Source organism: Fibrobacter sp. UWCM (assembly GCF_900129735.1).
Taxonomy (GTDB): Bacteria; Fibrobacterota; Fibrobacteria; order Fibrobacterales; family Fibrobacteraceae; genus Fibrobacter.
In genome coordinates this window covers 36,402-52,731 of record NZ_FQWR01000014.1, presented here as the reverse complement: position 1 = coordinate 52,731, position 16,330 = coordinate 36,402, and the positions used below count along the sequence as shown (strand labels likewise).

The window sequence follows — 16,330 nt, the reverse complement described above, 5'->3', positions numbered from 1 at the left end:
CCCGTATTATTAGATCGTCTATCCGCGTTTGTCGCGGAGACGGTCTTTTTTTTATGCGGTGAAAATGGAAATGCCCAAAAAAGGAGTACAGATGAAGGAATTTGAAATGGTCGGAATGCGCACGATAGGCAACGTGGAACTGCTGCAGAAACCGCATGCGCGCATCGGTGTTTTCGCGTCGCGGCAGCTGGATAGCGTGGGGAGCATTATCAAGGAGCAGTGGTCGGTAGCGAAGGGGAGGCAGCGCAAGTGCATTGTCGGCACGTTCCATTCGCGCTCGGAATGCGAGATACTTTACCTTGTTCTGAAATATGGCGGCTCTGCCGTGTGGTTCATGGGCTGCAAGCTGCCGGATACCCTGCCCGATTTCTGCAAGAAGGCCGTGAAGAGCGGGCGCCTGCTGATGGTGTCGTGCTTCAACCGCGAACGGCACAACCTCGCGACCGCCAGGTACTGCATGCACATGGTCGATCTCGCATCGAGCTACCTCGTGTTCTGGGCGCTGGAAGGCAGCCGGATGCTCGGCCCCATTCACGCCCGCGCCGTCGCCCGCGGCAAGTGGGTGGAATGCTTTTGAGGGAAATATAAAACTTGACTTTTGTAATTCTTTAAGCGCGCCGTGACGGAGAAAGGAATCCCGTTTGAAGTCCGTGAACCGACTGCGGTTTATAATGCAGGTGTAAAGAATTCCGCATCGCCGAAATCGCAAATTCGTATTGGAGAAAAAAGCGCAAGGGCAACACTTGCGAAAATCCAGAAGATTTTCGCCGAGAACAAGGGCTGGGCAAGCGAGCAGGAAATGATTTCTGATTTAGCTAAGTTCAGACGTTCTAGGAAGAAGGGCTGATTCTTACATATTTCACCACGTCACCACCTTATTTACGACTTCACGCTGTTCGCTTGCTGTCTGGCGCAAATATATACGTGTAGTTTCGATATGTTCGTGCCCCATAAGGTCAGCAAGCAGAGCGATGTCGTTTCGCTTTTCCAAAAAGTTCTTAGCAAAGCGGTGGCGAAACGAATGCGGATAGACCACAGCTTCGTCTAAGCCATACTTCTTTGCGAACGTTTTCAGTTGCGAGGCAATCCCCCGCGGGGTAATCTGCTTGCCAAAACGATTCAAGAACAGGTATCCGCTGGAACGACCTTCACTTTCCAACCAACGCAAAGTTTCTTTTTGCAATGTTTCCGGAATGTAGAGCCGACGCAACTTTCCACCTTTTCCGTAGATGTCAAAAAATCCGCACTCGACATGCTCCACTTTGAGTTTCACAAGTTCCCCTACACGGGCTCCCGTCGCCGATAGAAACCACACGACAAAATACCACTTAGTCTGACCATCTTGCAATAGACTAGTTTTCAAAAATTTGTAATCCGCATCGCTAATGACATTTTCCAGAAAACTTTTTTGCTGAACCTTGACATTCTTGATCCGTAACTTCGATTTGCCTGCAAAATCCAAATACTTGTTGATGCCCTGGATCCGCAAATTAACAGTTTTGGGTTTGTAATTTTCTAAAAGAAAACTCTTATAATCAGCCAGCGACTTACGACCGAACCGTCCGAAATGCGACTTGAAAAAATCCGCCGTCCAGCAATACGAATCCATCGTATTTACTGCAAGGTTCTGTCCTTCCAGATACTGGTAAAACGAAGGTCTTTCTGCAAGGTAGAAAACGAAACAATCCATCGCAAGTATCTCCTCTCCTTATTGAAAAAGGTCTGCTGCCGTCACACATCCTTGAACACAGGATTCATATTTCCCTTTAGCCAATCCAAAGGGGGTAATCATGGTCAGGTGCAAAGTCTTGTTCGTTCGCACATTCTCTCTAAAAATATCACGTCGTTCTTTAAGCCAATCTGCATAATCTTTTTTGATTTCAAACGGTCGATCGCAATACTTGATTTCGCATAAGTCAATCACCCTATCGCTCCGATCAATAACCAAATCTATCTGTGCGCCGTTCTCTCCTTTTTAAGAGCCTTTAGGAAATTCGATTTGGGAGTATCGAGCCAAGGCAATTCATCAATAAAAACGACAAACCGTTCCTTTTTTAAGGATTGCAGATACTCTTGAAGCTGATCAAAAGCCTCAAACCAATCTTTAGGCGTGTTCCTTCTCTGTTTACTGTATTTCAGTAATTGCTTTTGCCAATTTTTCAATTGTTCAGAACGAGAGACCTGATAGACTCCAGTCGTATAAAAATCAAACGAGCTTTCAAAGAACTGCTTTACCAGAAAAGTCTTGCCGATTCTCCTGCGACCATATATCGCGACAAACTCAGCTCTTTCACTATCCACACACCTTTGGAGAACTTTTTTCTCCTCATGACGCCCGATAATTGAGCGAATTTCGCCAAAAATGCCCGATTGCACTGCGGAAAGTGCACCTTTCACCCCACTTTCCGCCATGTAATAAGCACTTTTTTCGCAAATTGAGCAAATTTGCGGCATTTTGATACTAGAAATTAGGGAAAAATAGAGTTTGCCGGCTGATTTTGATGCGGTAAAAGTCGACACATTCTGCTTGCTCATATACTACCTCACTCCGTTTACATGCTATAAAAAACGGACTACTGCACAAATATACACTATTTTGAAAATATGTCAAGAGGGTTTCGATTTTTTTGAAAAAAAAATTTTGAAGGCATAACCCCCATTATGAGAAGTTGACCGATGTTCCCTTTGAAATTCCTGATTCCTGGGAGTGGGTTAAGTTGGGGGATGTTGTTAAGCAGGTTACAGATTTTGTAGCAAGCGGAAGCTTCGCTTCTTTAAGAGAAAATGTCAAATATTACAAGGAAGAAAATTACGCCATTCTCGTTCGTACGCTTGATTTTCGAAATAATTTTGAAAAAGATTTGACATATACAGATAAACATGGCTATGAATTTCTGTCAAACTCTAATTTGTTTGGCGGGGAATTGCTTCTGAGTAATATCGGGTCAATTGGAAAGGTTTTTATCGTTCCCAAATTAAACAAAAGAATGACACTTGCTCCAAATTCAATAATGGTTCGACATTATGACGACTCTCAGAGAGACTGGTTATATTATTTCTTCCTTTCTCCTGTTGGGCAAGAAGTTCTTTTGTCCATTTCATCATCAACAACTCAAGCGAAATTTAATAAAACGCAGTTAAAGGGTGTTTTGGTGCCACTTCCGCCTTTGGCGGAACAGAAAAGAATCGTGGATAAGATAGAAGAAATCTTTAAATCGTTAGACGAGATTTCTCTCCATTTGGTCTAGTCTATTTCCCAACTTTGAAAATATTTTAATTTGGGGAAATCCTATTTACTTTCTTCAATAAGACGCATCATCTCCGCAGGAGTTACGACAATCGGATTACTGGGGAAATGCTTTATGTTTCCAGTCACAAGGAATGAATCCTTTTTAGACAACGCAACTTCATAAAAGACCACATCTTTCGGGTCAGGGAAATTTTCGTTGCTAGGGGTTCTGTCCAAAAAAATTCCTATTGCCCGCAATTGTTCCGTGATTGAATCAGTAAGATGCCTTGGCAGATGAAATTTGGGTCGGCAAAGAACTTCCTTATACTCATCAATGATCTGCTGATGAACTAAAGGTAAAATGATACCTTCTTGAACGGCTTTCAATACCTTGACCGTCGCGACATCTTTTTTACGCGAAAGCAATGCAGCGACAATTACGTTTGTATCTATGACTGCATAGAATTTCATTTACCAGCCCTGTAACGACGTATCTCTTCATTGATTTCTTTCGCTGATAAATCAGGAAGTTCTCCTGCTTCTGCCATTTTACGAATTTCCTCAAAGGCTTCCCAACCACCGTTAGGCTTCACTTTTGGTGCCTCAATCTTGAAGGGAATTTCGCGGCGTTGAACTACAGCCTTTGCAAAGATATTCATAGCCGTATTGGCACTCATGCCAAAATCCGAGCAGAGCGAATCAAAACTTTCTTTTAAGGCCGCATCCATGCGGACTGTCATTGAAACTTGAGCCATAATGACCTCCTCTTCTTAATAAAGATAGTCTATTTTACGTCAAAATGCAATAGATTTGAGTCAAAATGGCGTAAATTTACACATTTTGAAGAACTAAATCTAATTCAGCGAATAGTTCCTCTATCTTTGCAACAATTCGAGATTGCTCAGCAAGCGGAGGAACTGGAATAGTGAAATCAATAAGGTTTTGTGAACTTATTGAAGGTGAATTATCGCCTTTCATAAATTGATTTAAACCATCAACAACATAATTGCTAGTCAATAGGAAAAAACAAAAGTCAGAATTGACAATGATGGGCGAACAAACAAAGAATCCTGTTGATGCAATATAATCATTTTCGGTAACTTTTGCAATATTACGAAGATATGGACGCACTAAAGAAAATAGTATGTCACCTTTTTTAGTAAATCGTGAAGCTCTGCTAGGTGCATTTTTTGATTCAATCATTTTTGGTGCTTTAATTCTGCAAGTGGAATTATCTATTGCATCGATATCGATATATTTAAAAAACGCTCCTTTAGGAGTTGTTGATTGCATTGGAGCAAGAATATCCCCCAATCTGCACCAAATCCAATTCTCAGGTATATCAAACGGAATTTCATCTTTGCTTATTGGAGCAAGGAGATTCCCGCCTTCGCGGGAATGACATTTGTCTTTAAAGCTTCTCTCGTCTTTCGTCTCTCGTCTTTCGTCTAACCCCATCTTCTCATAATGGGGGTTATCACGTGTTATTCGTTCTAGCAAAACGCTGGCGGGTTCGTCGGATTTGTTTTGGGGAACGAGTTTGCCGTGAATGGCGAGGTCAAGGATTTTTTGGCGGGTTTGCTTGATATGGGTTTTGAGAAGTTCCTTGTTCTTTTCGATGGCATCGATTTCGGCGAAGGCTTCTTCAATTTTTGCGACAATACGTTGTTGTTCTGCTAAGGGCGGGAGCGGCAAACGCATATTTTGCGTTTGAGTCAAAGAAATATTTTCTTGACCTGCAGTTCCTTTTGTATTAATCGCATTTATTTCATCCATTTGCAATAGAAAATAACGGATGTATTGATTCATTAAATTCGTGCAAAAATGGGCTCGAATTAAAACAGCTGCCTGATTAAAATTACATTCAGGGAGAGATTCAGGAACTATCGCAACCTTTCCAAGCGGAGGTCCAACAATGTTCATTATAACATCGCCAGGTTTGGCTTTGGATCTTGCTAACTTACCTTCGTGAATTTCTCTTTTGATATATTGGGGTTTGTATTCGAAATCAATTTGTTGATTTCTCAAATTATACATTTTTAGATAAGGAACGCCTCTTTCAACAAAACAATCTTTTGACGGCGTGCTTCCAGAAGCAATATAAGCGACATCACCCAATCTCACCCATTCCCAATTTGCCGGAATTTCAAAGGGGGCTTCGCTTTTGTCGAGGGGGATAATTTGCTTGAGATCCTTCGACTTCGCGCCTTTGGCGCTCCGCTCAGGATGACATGCAGAGGAAATTTCTTTCAACAGGTCGGCGGTATTGCCGTCGCTTTTGAGTTGTTGCGTGAGTTTTCCGCGAATGGCGAGGTCAAGGATTTTTTGCTTCAGGAGTTTCGTGTTCATCCGTCGATTCCCTTGAGCATCTTGGCGAGTTTTTCGGAGTGGGCCGCAATTTCCTTCGCTTCGTCCTTGATGTTTGTTAAAAGATCGGCAAGCGTTACGTCTTCAATATCGTCCTTGTCCTTAATCCAAGTTATGTCGAGGCTCGTCTTGTCGCGGGCCAGGAGTTCCTTGACACCATACTTGCGCCAACGCCCAGTCGGGTTTTCTTCGCTCCAAGTTTCCTTGCGCTTGGCGATGTTCTTTGCATTGTAGCAACTCACAAAATCATCAAGATCGCTGCGTTTCAGGGGTCTTGTCGCAAGCGTGTGTTTGACGCCTGTACGGTAATCATAGAACCAAGTTTCCTTGGTGGGGCTTCCCTTGACAAAGAAAAGCACATTTGCCTTCACGCCGTTCGCATAGAAAATTCCCGTGGGGAGCCTGAGGATTGTGTGGAGGTTGAACTCGGTCAAAAGTTTTTTGCGGATCGTTTCACCCGCACCATCTGCAAAGAGAACATTATCCGGCAACACCACGCCCGCACGGCCACCATCCTTGAGCATCAACATCATGTGCTGCAAAAAGTTCAGCTGATTGTTGGTCGTCGTGACAATCAAATCGGTGCGCATGGTGGTAATATCCACGCTACCTGCCGGACGCGTTCCGAAAGGCGGATTCGCCAAAATAACATCCACCAAATGTTCAGGTTCGTGCTCCAAGGAATCAACGCACTTGACAGGAGTCGTATCCGGGCTGACATCGTGCAAATAAAGGTTCATGCTCGCCAAGGTCACCACCAAAGGCGTGATGTCATTACCGCTAAGAGCCTTTGTTTGCAAGAACTTCAACTTTTCGATATCGTTGCTCTGGCGTTTCATGTAATCGTATGCGGCAAGCAAAAAGCCACCCGTTCCACAAGCGGGGTCTGCAACGGTTTCCGTAATTTTCGGAGCCACGACATCGACCATGGCGTTAATAAGCGGACGCGGAGTAAAATACTGCCCTGCACCGCTCTTTTTATCTTGGCCGTTCTTTTCAAGAATGCTTTCGTAAATAGCACCCTTGATGTCGCCTTCCATGCTGAACCAGTTTTCTTCATCAATCATGTTGATGAGCTTTTTAAGCATGGCGGGCTTTTGAATCTTGTTCTGCGCTTCGGTAAAGATTGCGCCAATCAGGCCGTCTTTGGATTTGAGCGTTTCAAGAATTTTTTCGTATTTCGCCTGCAAATCTGGACCGTCAAGAGAAAGCAAATCTTTCCAGCGGTTGCCCTTGGGAATTGCACTAGTGAGTCCGTAGGATTCCTTTTCTGCATCCATCTTCAGGAACAGCAAGTAAGTCAACTGGATAATGTAGTCGGTAAAGCCCACGCCGGCAGCCGCCAGCACATCGGCCATATTCCAGACCTTTTTTGTCAATGTTGTTTCGGATTTTACTTCAATCTGTTTTTTCATCTTTCTCTACTGGAACATGAACTTTGTCAGGTTCTGGATTTCGGTATTTATATTTTCGGGGCCGAAGAGTTTTGCCGCCTGTAAGAATAGAGGTTTCTCATACTGCATCAGGATTGGCGCCGAGACGCAACCGTTCTGCACAACATATTGAGCAATCCTCTTAAGCACTTGCTTTTGCTCTTCGTTTAACACGCGTTGATTTTGACCGCAATATAATTCAAAAAGGCTGGCAGAAGTGCTTTGCAATGAATAAAGCGACTCTTTTTGCCCCAAAGCATAACGTACTAACTGTATAAGGTTCGTCAAAAGTCCAACTTCGTCTTTTTCGAGATCCTTGACTTTTCCCGCTTTACCGGCCTTATTCACATACAAAGTCTTGTAGCTAGTCCAAAGATTTTTCTCGGTCAGCATCGGGTTAAACTTTTCGAGTTTGCGCTTCAAATCCGAGAGCATTTCGTAGGTAATGGCAACATCTTCACTGTTGTAGATAATGCGCAGAGCTTCCACTTCATCACGATTCTGCTCAATAAAATCCTTAAAGATTTCCGCATACTTTTTAGATTCATCAATGCTGAAACCGGAGTAAACTAGACTATCAGTGCCTTCATGCTGAATCTTGATAAAGCCACGATTGATTTCAAGGAGAACCTTACGAACCTTGACATTGTTGATGACGGCAGAAATCAATTCCCTGCGCTCAATATTAGCGTCGTTGATGTCCTTGTATTCCGGTAAAGGATGCGTCGAGAATTCGTTCTTACCTGTGAGGGCATCATAAATTCGACTTACAAAGAAATACAGGGATGTCGGAGCCAGCAACTTGTTAACTTCGCTCAAATCTTCCTGCTCCGCCTTGTTGTTTATTTTCGAGAGATAACCCGCAAACAAATTCAAGTGCTCATCAGGAACTTCGCCATGGGCCAGGCGTTCCATCAACCTTTCGAGTCCCAAGGTTTTGTGAAATTCCGCATCGCTAGCCGCACCCGGAAGTTTCATTTCGTGTTCGGTAACACCAACCGCATCGACTAAGTAGAAACAGTCCTTACTCGTTCCGTTCGGAGTTGCAAGCTGGAACTTGTCGTCGTCCATCGTTCGGCAACCGCGACCCTTCATCTGCGTGTAAAGTACGGCAGAATTGATATCGCGCATGAACACTAGGACTTCCAAAGGTTTCACATCCGTACCGGTCGCCACAAGCGTCACCGTCACCGCAATGCGAAATTCCTTCTCGTTCCTGAAATCGGAAATCAGCTGATTGGAATTTCCTGCTTTACAAGTAATCTTCTGCACGAACTTTTCGGGGAGCTTGAGCCCCACCTTTTCAAATTCAACGGCAAAGGACTGCTTGATGGCATCAACGATGTTGTCGGCGTGGCTGTCGGTCTTTGCAAAGAAAAGCGTCTTGGGAATATATTTCCAATTGCGGACAGGGTCATCGCTCAAACGTTCCGGGTAAAGCGACGAATAAATGGCTTGCTTAAAGGAGTCAACTACGAGCCTAATCTGTGCCGGGTTCACGACACTGCGGTCTAGTTCGGTACTTTCGTACTTTTGGTCCTCTTTCTGAATTTTCTTTTGCTTGGAACCATCCAAGAGCGTAATGCGCTCTACGTGTTCGCCCTGACCGATTGTCCCGCCCTGCGAACTGACTAAAGTCTTGATGCGGAATACACGCGGGGGTACGTTCACGCCATCGCGGATAGAATCTTCGAGGGTGTATTCTACCACCGTATTCTTGTTGAAGAACGCGTAAGCTTCTTCGGTCGGAGTAGCAGTCAATCCAACAACACGAGCCGTATTGAAATGATCGAGCACCTGTTTCCATTTGCCATAAATGGAGCGATGACATTCATCCACAATAATCAAATCGAAGGTATCTCTTGCAACCTTCAAATCTTGCGGAAGTTCAATGCTTACGGAGGACTGATCGTTTATTGTGTCACCATCAAGTTCTGATTCGTCATCGTCGGTATCAACAAAGGTTTGCCCGGTCAAAACAGCATAAAGACGCTGAATGGTAGATATCACCACATGGGACTTTTCGATATCCTTCACGTTGTGGAGACGCTGAACGACATACTCATCACTAAACGGAATTCCTGTTTCCGTAAGCTTGTATGTCCCGAACTCGCCTTCGGCTTGTTTGCCAAGGTTGTTGCGGTCCACCAGGAACAAGACTTTTTTAGCCGGGGTATAATTGAGCAGACGATACGCCGCTGTGCATGCGGTAAATGTTTTACCAGCACCCGTTGCAAGAACAATCAAAGCCTTTTTCTTGCCATGCTTAAAGCTCAGTTCCAAGTTGCAAATTGCATCGTACTGGCACTGGCGCAAACCAGCTTTGACCTTCGTCTGCACTGCAGGGACCGCAGGCATTTTTGCAAATTCAGAACTAAGTTCTGCACGAATTGCGACTTCTTTCGGCGTGAACATCTTTTTAAGTTCAAGGAACTCCAGAGGCTCTCCAGCAGCGAAATCCCTTCGGTCGCAGAACAGCAACTTGTCGCCATTACACATGAAAAGGAATGGCAAAGGTTTTGTCCATGTTTGATACCAAGGAAGCGCCCCTGCGGAGTACTTCGCCGTTTGTTCAGCAACATGCATCCCCAAAGAGTTCTCTGCACGCTTAGCTTCTAAAACGCCAATAGCCTTTCCATCTAGAAACAATAGATAGTCGGCCTCGTTGTTCCCTTTGGTCAGCGCCTCAGTAACCGCCTGTGCATGCGGAACGTCCAAATACTCAGAACGCGGAACAACTGCCCAGCCGGCTGCGGCGAGCATTTCATCTATCAAAACACGAGCTTGTTCTTCGGGCTTTAATTCATCCATGAATTTCTAAATCCTAAAATAACTTATTTTCTAAAAAAAGAGATGCCCGCCTGCGCGGGCATGACAAAAAAGTGGGGATGAAAGTAAAAAGGTGCCCCCCGCACTAATGCGAGGTGCGCCTTTTATAAGAGGATGTTTCCGCCGGAGGCGGGGGTGACATGTAAGGCGCGGGTGCGCGACGCTCGCGATTAATAGCGGTAGTGATCCGCCTTGTACGGGCCTTCCACAGGCACGCCGATGTAGTCGGCCTGGGCCTTGGTGAGGGTCGTGAGGTGGACGCCGAGCTTTTCGAGGTGGAGGCGAGCGACCTTTTCGTCGAGAATCTTCGGGAGCGTATAGACGACGCCGCTTTCGTACTTGATGCCGGCGACAGTCTGCTTGCCCTGTGCGTTGAGCCAGAGGTCGATCTGCGCGATGGTCTGGTTCGTGAAGCTTGCACTCATCACGAAGCTCGGGTGACCGGTAGCGCAGCCGAGGTTCAGCAGGCGGCCTTCGGCGAGCACGAGGATGCTGTGGCCGTCGGGGAAAATCCATTCGTCGTACTGCGGCTTGATTTCGTTCCTCTTGATGCCCGGAACCTTCTTGAGGCCGGCCATGTCGATTTCGTTGTCGAAGTGACCGATGTTGCCCACGATGGCGCGGTGCTTCATCTTGCCCATCTGCGCGGCGCTGATGATGCCGGTGTTGCCGGTGGTGGTCACGAAGATGTCGGCCATGCTCACGACTTCGTCGAGGGTCTTGACTTCGTAGCCTTCCATGGCGGCCTGGAGTGCGCAAATCGGGTCGATTTCGGTGATGATCACGCGGGCGCCTTGACCGCGCAGGGACTGTGCGCAGCCCTTACCCACGTCGCCGTAGCCACACACGACTGCAATCTTGCCTGCCATCATCACGTCGGTGGCGCGGTTGATGCCGTCGATGAGGGAGTGGCGGCAGCCGTAGAGGTTGTCGAACTTGGACTTGGTCACGGAATCGTTCACGTTGATTGCCGGGAACTTCAGGCGTCCGGCCTGGGCCATCTGGTACAGGCGATGCACGCCGGTAGTGGTTTCTTCGGAAACGCCGCGGAGAGTTTCGCGGGCGCGGGTCCACTGCTTCGGGTCCTTCTCGAAAATCTTTTTGCAGGTGGCGAGGAACACACCCCATTCTTCGCTGTCGGTTGCGGGGTTGTATTCGGGCACCTTGCCGGCGTCTTCGAATTCGGCGCCGCAGGTCACGAGCATGGTGGCGTCGCCGCCGTCATCCACGATGAGGTCTGCGGTCTTGCCGTCGGGCCACACGAGAGCGCGGGCGGTGTTTTCCCAGTATTCTTCGAGGGTTTCGCCCTTCCAGGCGAACACGGGCACGCCCTGCGGGTTCTCGATCGTTCCCTTCTTGCCCACCACGACGGCGGCGGCAGCGTTGTCCTGCGTGCTGAAGATGTTGCAGCTGACCCAGCGGACGTCGGCACCGAGGTCCACGAGAGTTTCAATCAAAATGGCGGTCTGCACGGTCATGTGGAGGCTGCCCATGATGCGGGCGCCAGCGAGCGGCTTCTTGCCGGCGTATTCCTTGCGGAGCGCCATCAGGCCCGGCATTTCGGTTTCGGCGAGGTCGAGTTCCTTGCGGCCTTCGATCGCGAGGTTGATATCCTTAATTTTGTATTCCATAATTGTTCCTTTTGGCGCGGGTTTTGCAACCATCTTATAGTGGTTGTCGGTCGCACATCCTTATTTATGCATAAATATAGTTTTATGCATATTTTACGTCAACGAGAACCGTGCGGAAAGTGTATACGTGCAGGCATTTTTGGGAAAATGGCGGTGAAATTGAAATTTTTTTGATGTTTTCACCGCCACTTTGCTATGTTGTGTGTAAAGAAACATGGCGATGGAGGTTACTTTGTAACTTTTGGGCGGTGAAAATCGTTATTTTTATTGCGTTTCACCGCCGGGCGGCGAGAAAATACTTCTCAAATAGCGACTTTTGATACATATAAAGTAATTTCTGGCGGTGAAATTGGAAACTTTTTGTCGTTTTCACCGCCATTTTTCAATTTGCCGCATTAATCCGCATCAACCTGCGTCAACTATTCCACAAACAATATTCCGCGGATGCGTAGCGTCTTGCTGCTTTTCGACTCTTCTTCCGCATGCAGGTAGCTTATCGCGATTGCAGCCCCGTCGGTCTTGATTTGCCTTGTGGAATCCTGCTTGAGCGCTTGCCTGTCGACGGTGAAGCTGTAGACGGTCCTGGTTGCGCTTTCGCCTGCCGGGCCTGCGGTGCTGTCGGGGCATGCGTCACTCTCGTCGCTGTTGCAACTGCAGCCGCTGTCTTCTTTCAGCGAAATCCGGAAGGTGAGCGTGTCGCCCGCGAATTCGAACTCGTCGTTGTTGAAGTAATGGTCTATGGCGACGGCGCCCTTCGTGCCGCGGGGTACCTGGAGCACCGCCTTGTCGGGGTACTCTATGCTGACCTCGAACTGATCGAACGGCTCTGCATCCGTGCTGTCCGAATCCTCGCAACATACGTCTTCGGTGAGGTCGTTGGTGAATGCGTAGTCGTATCCTGTGATGGGGAGATATTCGGTGAATTCCGGGTTGTGTGCTTCGGCAAGCTCGAGCATTCGCGAAACAAGTAGCTTCGAGTTCTCGTCATCTTTTTTCCGCAGGTCGATAACGAATTTCCGGGCGTCATCCTTGCTGAGCGGGAACTCCGTGTAGCCCGCTTCGGCAAGGGCGTCCCTGATGCTCCCCATCCAGACGCGCTGCGAAATGCTGTATGCGCTCAGCGGGGTATCGGTGATGACGAAGAAGAGCGCGCAGAATATGACGGCGATGTAGCGCGACTTGCACTTGATTTTGTCGATGAGGAAGACCGCGATGATGACGTAGAAGTAGATGTTGATGGTGACGGCGTAGATGCGTTCTGCCGAGATGCCGTAGTCGCTGATTCTGCGGATAAGGCCGACGGACATCATGGCCACGAGCGGGATGCACGCTGCGGGGAAAACCTTGAGGAGTTTTTTCTCGAACGTGTTGCCGGGAGCAAGGCGCGTGGGGTACAGGACGGTGACGAGCGCGAGCATGTACAGCATGAATCCCGAGACGAAATACGATACCATTCCCTGCGGCATGTCCCACAGCAAGATGAACTTGACGATGTAGGCGTAAAAGAGGAGTATGGCGAGCGAAAGCACCGGCACGAAGAGGAACCGGATAGTGCTCGTGGCGAACTTGTTCAGCGCGGGTGTTTCGCTGTGGCATTCCTCGATGGAAGGGATGCCGCTGAAGTAGAGTATGGGGAAGACGGTGCTCGCGCAGAAGTAGAATATGTAGAAATAAACCTTCTCGTCGAATTCATGTTCGAAAAGTGCGCCAAAACAGAAGACGAGCGCTTCTACGGATGCGAGCAGGAGTGCTGTGACGAGCGCGGCGACAACTAGCGCCTTGAGGTTCTTGAACAGGAAAATCCAGAATGCGTTCTCGTCTTTCTGTTTCCAGAACGGCGCGATGAACAGGGCGAGCGTGGCGGCCACGTACACAAGCGCGGTACTTGCAATAAAGTAATATGTCAGCGTGGAGTAATGTGCCAGCAATGAAAACTGCATCGCAACGCTGGAGGTGATACCGAAGGCAAGTATAATCGAAAGCGTGAGCCATGCTGCACCCGAGATTGCCTGCGGCAACTTGCTTTCGTTTTTCAAGGATTCCTGCACGAGCGATGTCGTGAGGGAAATGAGCATCGCTGCGACAGGGTAGATACCGAGCCACGCGAGGAATCTCATTCCAGCGAGTCTTTCAAAGATTTCTGTATGTTCCGTGCTGTAAACAAGCGCGAAGAACGTGAAGAAGGCGAGTGCCGATGCGACGGGGAACCGCCTGAACGCGCTCGAAATCTGGCTCGGGTATTTTTTGAAAGCGTCAAGTACCATATCTTAAATATAATACTGTCGTGACTCTGTCATCCCCGCGAAGGCGGGCGGACAGCACTTAACAACTTGTTGTTTAGTGCGCATGGCCACCACGGTGGGGATCTCCCCTTCATATCAGGAATCTTTGCGCTACTTCTTTACGCAGCGGACGGGAACGTATTCTCCCTTTTCCCTGTAGTCGACGTTGCTGAAATTGGAGAATAGATCGCCGTTCTCGGTGTATACGCCCTCTTCCAGCCAGAACAGGTTGTATCCGGTTAGCGTCATGTCCCCTCCGTAGGGGTCGATTGCGCCATCCATTCTGAGGGAAAGGCCGTACTCGTCTGTGGCCGCCCTGTCTTTGCCCCGTATAAAGGAGCCGATTACGTAAAACTTGGGCAGGGTAGTGAGTGCGCTATTGTAACCTATGCCGTTGATAGTCCAGTCTTCCTTTTTCGGGAGCCGCCAGCCTTCGGGGCAGACTTTCTTGGACACGTTCACGGTGTAGAATCGACTTGCCCCGTCGCAGTAGCCATTTTCTTCTGCGCTAAATTCCCTGTAACCCAGGTTCTTGGCGCACCGGCTCTGCTTAACGAATAGAGTGTCGGAACTATCGAAGTAATCCATGTCTTGTGCAAGCCAGGTCTGCCCATTGTATTCAGTTGTCTTGTATACATGGCCGTCGCGAGGGTCTGTGAAGGTTCCGTAATCAAAATCAGGATTGAAGAAGTATTCCGCCGGCAGGTCCTGCGTATGCAGAATACTTTTCCAGTATTCGTCGACGCAAATGTATGTCAGGTCGTTGTTGGTTTCGCCGACCCCGATGGTGCGCATGCCGTTTTCTGTACAAATTATTCCGTTCATCTCCTTGCCCTGCATTTCGAGGGTAATCCAGGAACTGTTTTCGCAAATAAAGTGATCCTTGCCGATGGTGATGAGCGTGTCTGCCATGTCCGCATTGCAGAAGGGCATGCCGGAACACTTGCGCCAAATGTTGCGTATGATGGAGAGAGAATTTGGAACCTCCTCTCCGTAAACGCAACCCAGCGGTAAAAACGCGAAGGGGAGTTTGTTCAATTCCGCATAGGGAGCATCATTGATGCAGTAGTTTTCCGGTTCAAGGGTGCCGTCGGCAAAGTCATTGACCAGTACGGGTGACATCTCGTTGATCGAATCGTTTTCGCGGTTCTTGTACAGGTAGAACAGGGTGTATTCCAGTTGCTCGTCGGTAATCCGCGGGTTTACCTGGAATAACGTGTCGATGCCAAGTTCCCGGTAGAGTTCCCCGGTTGCGGAATCCTTGGCCGCATCGTGACTTAGCCCTTGCCCTTCGAGGGTCGTGACGCGCTGCTGTATGAATGCGTCTACCACGCCGTAGACTGCCTTGCGGGCCGGCGCGGGTGCGGCGCATTGCCTGTTTGGCGGGAATACGATGCCGCCGGCACCGCTGCCACCGTCAGTACCGTTGCTGGATGAAGTCGGGTCTAGGTTCGTGCCTGAACTGGATGAAAGTTCTTCCTTGCTGCTGGATGACGTTTCGGTGGAACTCGAGGATTCCGGTTCGCCCGGCTCGGGTTCGGCAACTTCGCTCGAGGAGCTTTCGCCCTGCGCGATGACCGTGTTCTCGTCTTCGGTGGTGCCCGTCACCTTCTCCGAGCAGGAACAGGCGAAAAACGCAATGAAGCATGCAGGTAGAATTAGCTTAATCTTGCTCATTGCTTGTCTCTTTTTTTACAACCCTATTATTTACTTTGTCCGAAAGCGGGAAAAGCTGCAGGTTCACGCGATACACCTGGTTGATGTTCTCGCATTCGCGCGCGATGTCGATAATTTTTTTGCGGCAGTCGTTTATCGTTTCTACGATTCGGGCGTAGGCGGCCTCGTCGATTCCCATGGTGACGCCCGTAATGTTGCGCTCCTCGGGGCTATCCGTGTCGATGGATTGCATGGCGAGGCCCGCCATTTCGCGGTTCATGGACCGGATGGCGAGCGGGATGGCCTCTTTCGAGCCCTTCACGGATTTTTCCGTCTGCTCGTAGGTTCCTTTGCCCGTCTTTACGAGAAACCCCGCCTTCACCAGGAACTGGAGCGCATCCTGCACGTCGAGTGCCGATGTCTTGTTCCTGATGCTCGCTGCGATTTCGCCCGGTGCCGCTCCTGGCATTATCGGGGCGAGTTCGCGCACGATGGGGCAGGCGGGCGTTTCGTAGTAGTGGAAGGCTTCGGCATCGACGATGCGTATCTTGTTGAGCCTGGCCTCCTGTTCGAGTTCGCGAAGTGCCGCCTCCTTCTCCGCGGCACTTTTCGCGTTCCCGAATTTTACGAGCAGCCCGAAATAGGTGTAGTCGAACCCCTCTAACCCCATGGCTCGCGCAACCTTCGCTATTCCGGGCTTGCTCAGGCGCGTCCCCCCGTCGCAAACCAGCTTGAGATATGTCGGCGAGACAAAACCGGCGAGGCTTGCGAATTCGCGCCATGTGAAATAAGAAACCCTCTTGCGCTCCTCGTAGAAGTCGCGCATGTAGGTACGGTAGTCACTGTACTCGGTTATGGGCTTCATGTGAGTAAAAATAATACAAAATATACGAAAAAGTAACA

The 16,330-nt window shown here is 48.5% G+C and carries 15 protein-coding genes; 3 read left to right on the top strand and 12 right to left on the bottom strand.

All coding sequences use genetic code 11. The features are described 5' to 3' along the window. The first annotated feature begins 91 nt into the window (after positions 1–91). Entirely contained in the window at positions 92–577 is a 486-nt protein-coding gene (locus BUB22_RS10165) for a hypothetical protein (RefSeq protein WP_073115030.1), read from the top strand. Positions 578–619: 42 nt separating this feature from the next. Continuing rightward, positions 620–847 (top strand): hypothetical protein, encoded by a 228-nt coding sequence (locus tag BUB22_RS10160; RefSeq protein ID WP_073115029.1) that lies wholly within the window; start codon positions 620–622, stop codon positions 845–847. Positions 848–859: 12 nt separating this feature from the next. Here the strand turns inward: BUB22_RS10160 and BUB22_RS10155 are convergent, their stop codons facing one another. The 3 genes from BUB22_RS10155 to BUB22_RS10145 are packed head-to-tail and all read right to left on the bottom strand — an operon-like array spanning position 860 to position 2,535. After that, on the bottom strand, positions 860–1,690 hold the full coding sequence (locus BUB22_RS10155) for a tyrosine-type recombinase/integrase (protein ID WP_073115028.1): 831 nt from the start codon (positions 1,688–1,690) through the stop codon (positions 860–862). A gap of 18 nt (positions 1,691–1,708) precedes the next feature. Then, positions 1,709–1,924 carry a hypothetical protein gene (locus tag BUB22_RS10150; RefSeq protein ID WP_139258956.1) on the bottom strand — a complete coding sequence of 72 codons (216 nt, stop codon included), beginning with the start codon at positions 1,922–1,924 and terminating at the stop codon, positions 1,709–1,711. Between the two features lie 26 nt (positions 1,925–1,950). Beyond that, complete coding sequence (locus BUB22_RS10145) at positions 1,951–2,535, bottom strand: AAA family ATPase (protein WP_083535498.1); 585 nt, start codon at positions 2,533–2,535, stop codon at positions 1,951–1,953. Positions 2,536–2,669: 134 nt separating this feature from the next. Between BUB22_RS10145 and BUB22_RS10140 the strand changes: the two genes are divergently transcribed. Further along, the gene (locus BUB22_RS10140; RefSeq protein WP_083535497.1) at positions 2,670–3,248 is read left to right on the top strand and encodes a restriction endonuclease subunit S; all 579 of its coding nucleotides are present in this window, start codon (positions 2,670–2,672) and stop codon (positions 3,246–3,248) included. 41 nt (positions 3,249–3,289) lie between these two features. Here the strand turns inward: BUB22_RS10140 and BUB22_RS10135 are convergent, their stop codons facing one another. The 9 genes from BUB22_RS10135 to BUB22_RS10095 all read right to left on the bottom strand — a co-directional run bounded on the left by BUB22_RS10135 (position 3,290) and on the right by BUB22_RS10095 (position 16,292). Then, positions 3,290–3,700, bottom strand: coding sequence for a putative toxin-antitoxin system toxin component, PIN family (locus tag BUB22_RS10135; RefSeq protein ID WP_073115025.1), 411 nt, complete (start codon positions 3,698–3,700; stop codon positions 3,290–3,292). Beyond that, complete coding sequence (locus BUB22_RS10130; protein WP_073115024.1) at positions 3,697–3,984, bottom strand: type II toxin-antitoxin system RelB/DinJ family antitoxin; 288 nt, start codon at positions 3,982–3,984, stop codon at positions 3,697–3,699. Before BUB22_RS10130 ends, BUB22_RS10135 begins: the two co-directional genes overlap by 4 nt. 76 nt (positions 3,985–4,060) lie before the next feature. Continuing rightward, positions 4,061–5,578 (bottom strand): restriction endonuclease subunit S, encoded by a 1,518-nt coding sequence (locus tag BUB22_RS16905; protein WP_083535496.1) that lies wholly within the window; start codon positions 5,576–5,578, stop codon positions 4,061–4,063. Next, positions 5,575–7,011: a type I restriction-modification system subunit M gene (locus tag BUB22_RS10120; protein ID WP_073115023.1), complete on the bottom strand. Its 1,437-nt coding sequence runs from the start codon at positions 7,009–7,011 to the stop codon at positions 5,575–5,577. Before BUB22_RS10120 ends, BUB22_RS16905 begins: the two co-directional genes overlap by 4 nt. Before the next feature lie 6 nt (positions 7,012–7,017). Then, positions 7,018–9,840 (bottom strand): DEAD/DEAH box helicase family protein, encoded by a 2,823-nt coding sequence (locus tag BUB22_RS10115; protein ID WP_073115022.1) that lies wholly within the window; start codon positions 9,838–9,840, stop codon positions 7,018–7,020. Between the two features lie 188 nt (positions 9,841–10,028). After that, positions 10,029–11,489, bottom strand: coding sequence for an adenosylhomocysteinase (gene ahcY / locus BUB22_RS10110; RefSeq protein WP_073115021.1), 1,461 nt, complete (start codon positions 11,487–11,489; stop codon positions 10,029–10,031). A 419-nt stretch (positions 11,490–11,908) separates the two neighbouring features. Beyond that, a complete protein-coding gene (locus tag BUB22_RS10105) occupies positions 11,909–13,753 on the bottom strand; it encodes a DUF4153 domain-containing protein (RefSeq protein WP_073115020.1) in 1,845 nt (614 codons plus the stop codon). A gap of 129 nt (positions 13,754–13,882) precedes the next feature. Next, complete coding sequence (locus tag BUB22_RS10100; protein ID WP_073115019.1) at positions 13,883–15,448, bottom strand: FISUMP domain-containing protein; 1,566 nt, start codon at positions 15,446–15,448, stop codon at positions 13,883–13,885. Continuing rightward, on the bottom strand, positions 15,435–16,292 hold the full coding sequence (locus BUB22_RS10095; RefSeq protein WP_072811881.1) for a TIGR02147 family protein: 858 nt from the start codon (positions 16,290–16,292) through the stop codon (positions 15,435–15,437). The genes BUB22_RS10100 and BUB22_RS10095 overlap by 14 nt, the downstream gene beginning before the upstream one ends. Positions 16,293–16,330 lie beyond the last annotated feature (38 nt).

Coding starts and splice junctions, on each gene's coding strand:
- BUB22_RS10165 (WP_073115030.1), top strand. CDS start 92: ATGAAGGAATTTGAAATGGTCGGAATGCGCACGATAGGCAACGTGGAA.
- BUB22_RS10155 (WP_073115028.1), bottom strand. CDS start 1,690: ATGGATTGTTTCGTTTTCTACCTTGCAGAAAGACCTTCGTTTTACCAG.
- BUB22_RS10145 (WP_083535498.1), bottom strand. CDS start 2,535: ATGAGCAAGCAGAATGTGTCGACTTTTACCGCATCAAAATCAGCCGGC.
- BUB22_RS10135 (WP_073115025.1), bottom strand. CDS start 3,700: ATGAAATTCTATGCAGTCATAGATACAAACGTAATTGTCGCTGCATTG.
- BUB22_RS10130 (WP_073115024.1), bottom strand. CDS start 3,984: ATGGCTCAAGTTTCAATGACAGTCCGCATGGATGCGGCCTTAAAAGAA.
- BUB22_RS16905 (WP_083535496.1), bottom strand. CDS start 5,578: ATGAACACGAAACTCCTGAAGCAAAAAATCCTTGACCTCGCCATTCGC.
- BUB22_RS10120 (WP_073115023.1), bottom strand. CDS start 7,011: ATGAAAAAACAGATTGAAGTAAAATCCGAAACAACATTGACAAAAAAG.
- BUB22_RS10115 (WP_073115022.1), bottom strand. CDS start 9,840: ATGGATGAATTAAAGCCCGAAGAACAAGCTCGTGTTTTGATAGATGAA.
- ahcY (WP_073115021.1), bottom strand. CDS start 11,489: ATGGAATACAAAATTAAGGATATCAACCTCGCGATCGAAGGCCGCAAG.
- BUB22_RS10105 (WP_073115020.1), bottom strand. CDS start 13,753: ATGGTACTTGACGCTTTCAAAAAATACCCGAGCCAGATTTCGAGCGCG.
- BUB22_RS10100 (WP_073115019.1), bottom strand. CDS start 15,448: ATGAGCAAGATTAAGCTAATTCTACCTGCATGCTTCATTGCGTTTTTC.
- BUB22_RS10095 (WP_072811881.1), bottom strand. CDS start 16,292: ATGAAGCCCATAACCGAGTACAGTGACTACCGTACCTACATGCGCGAC.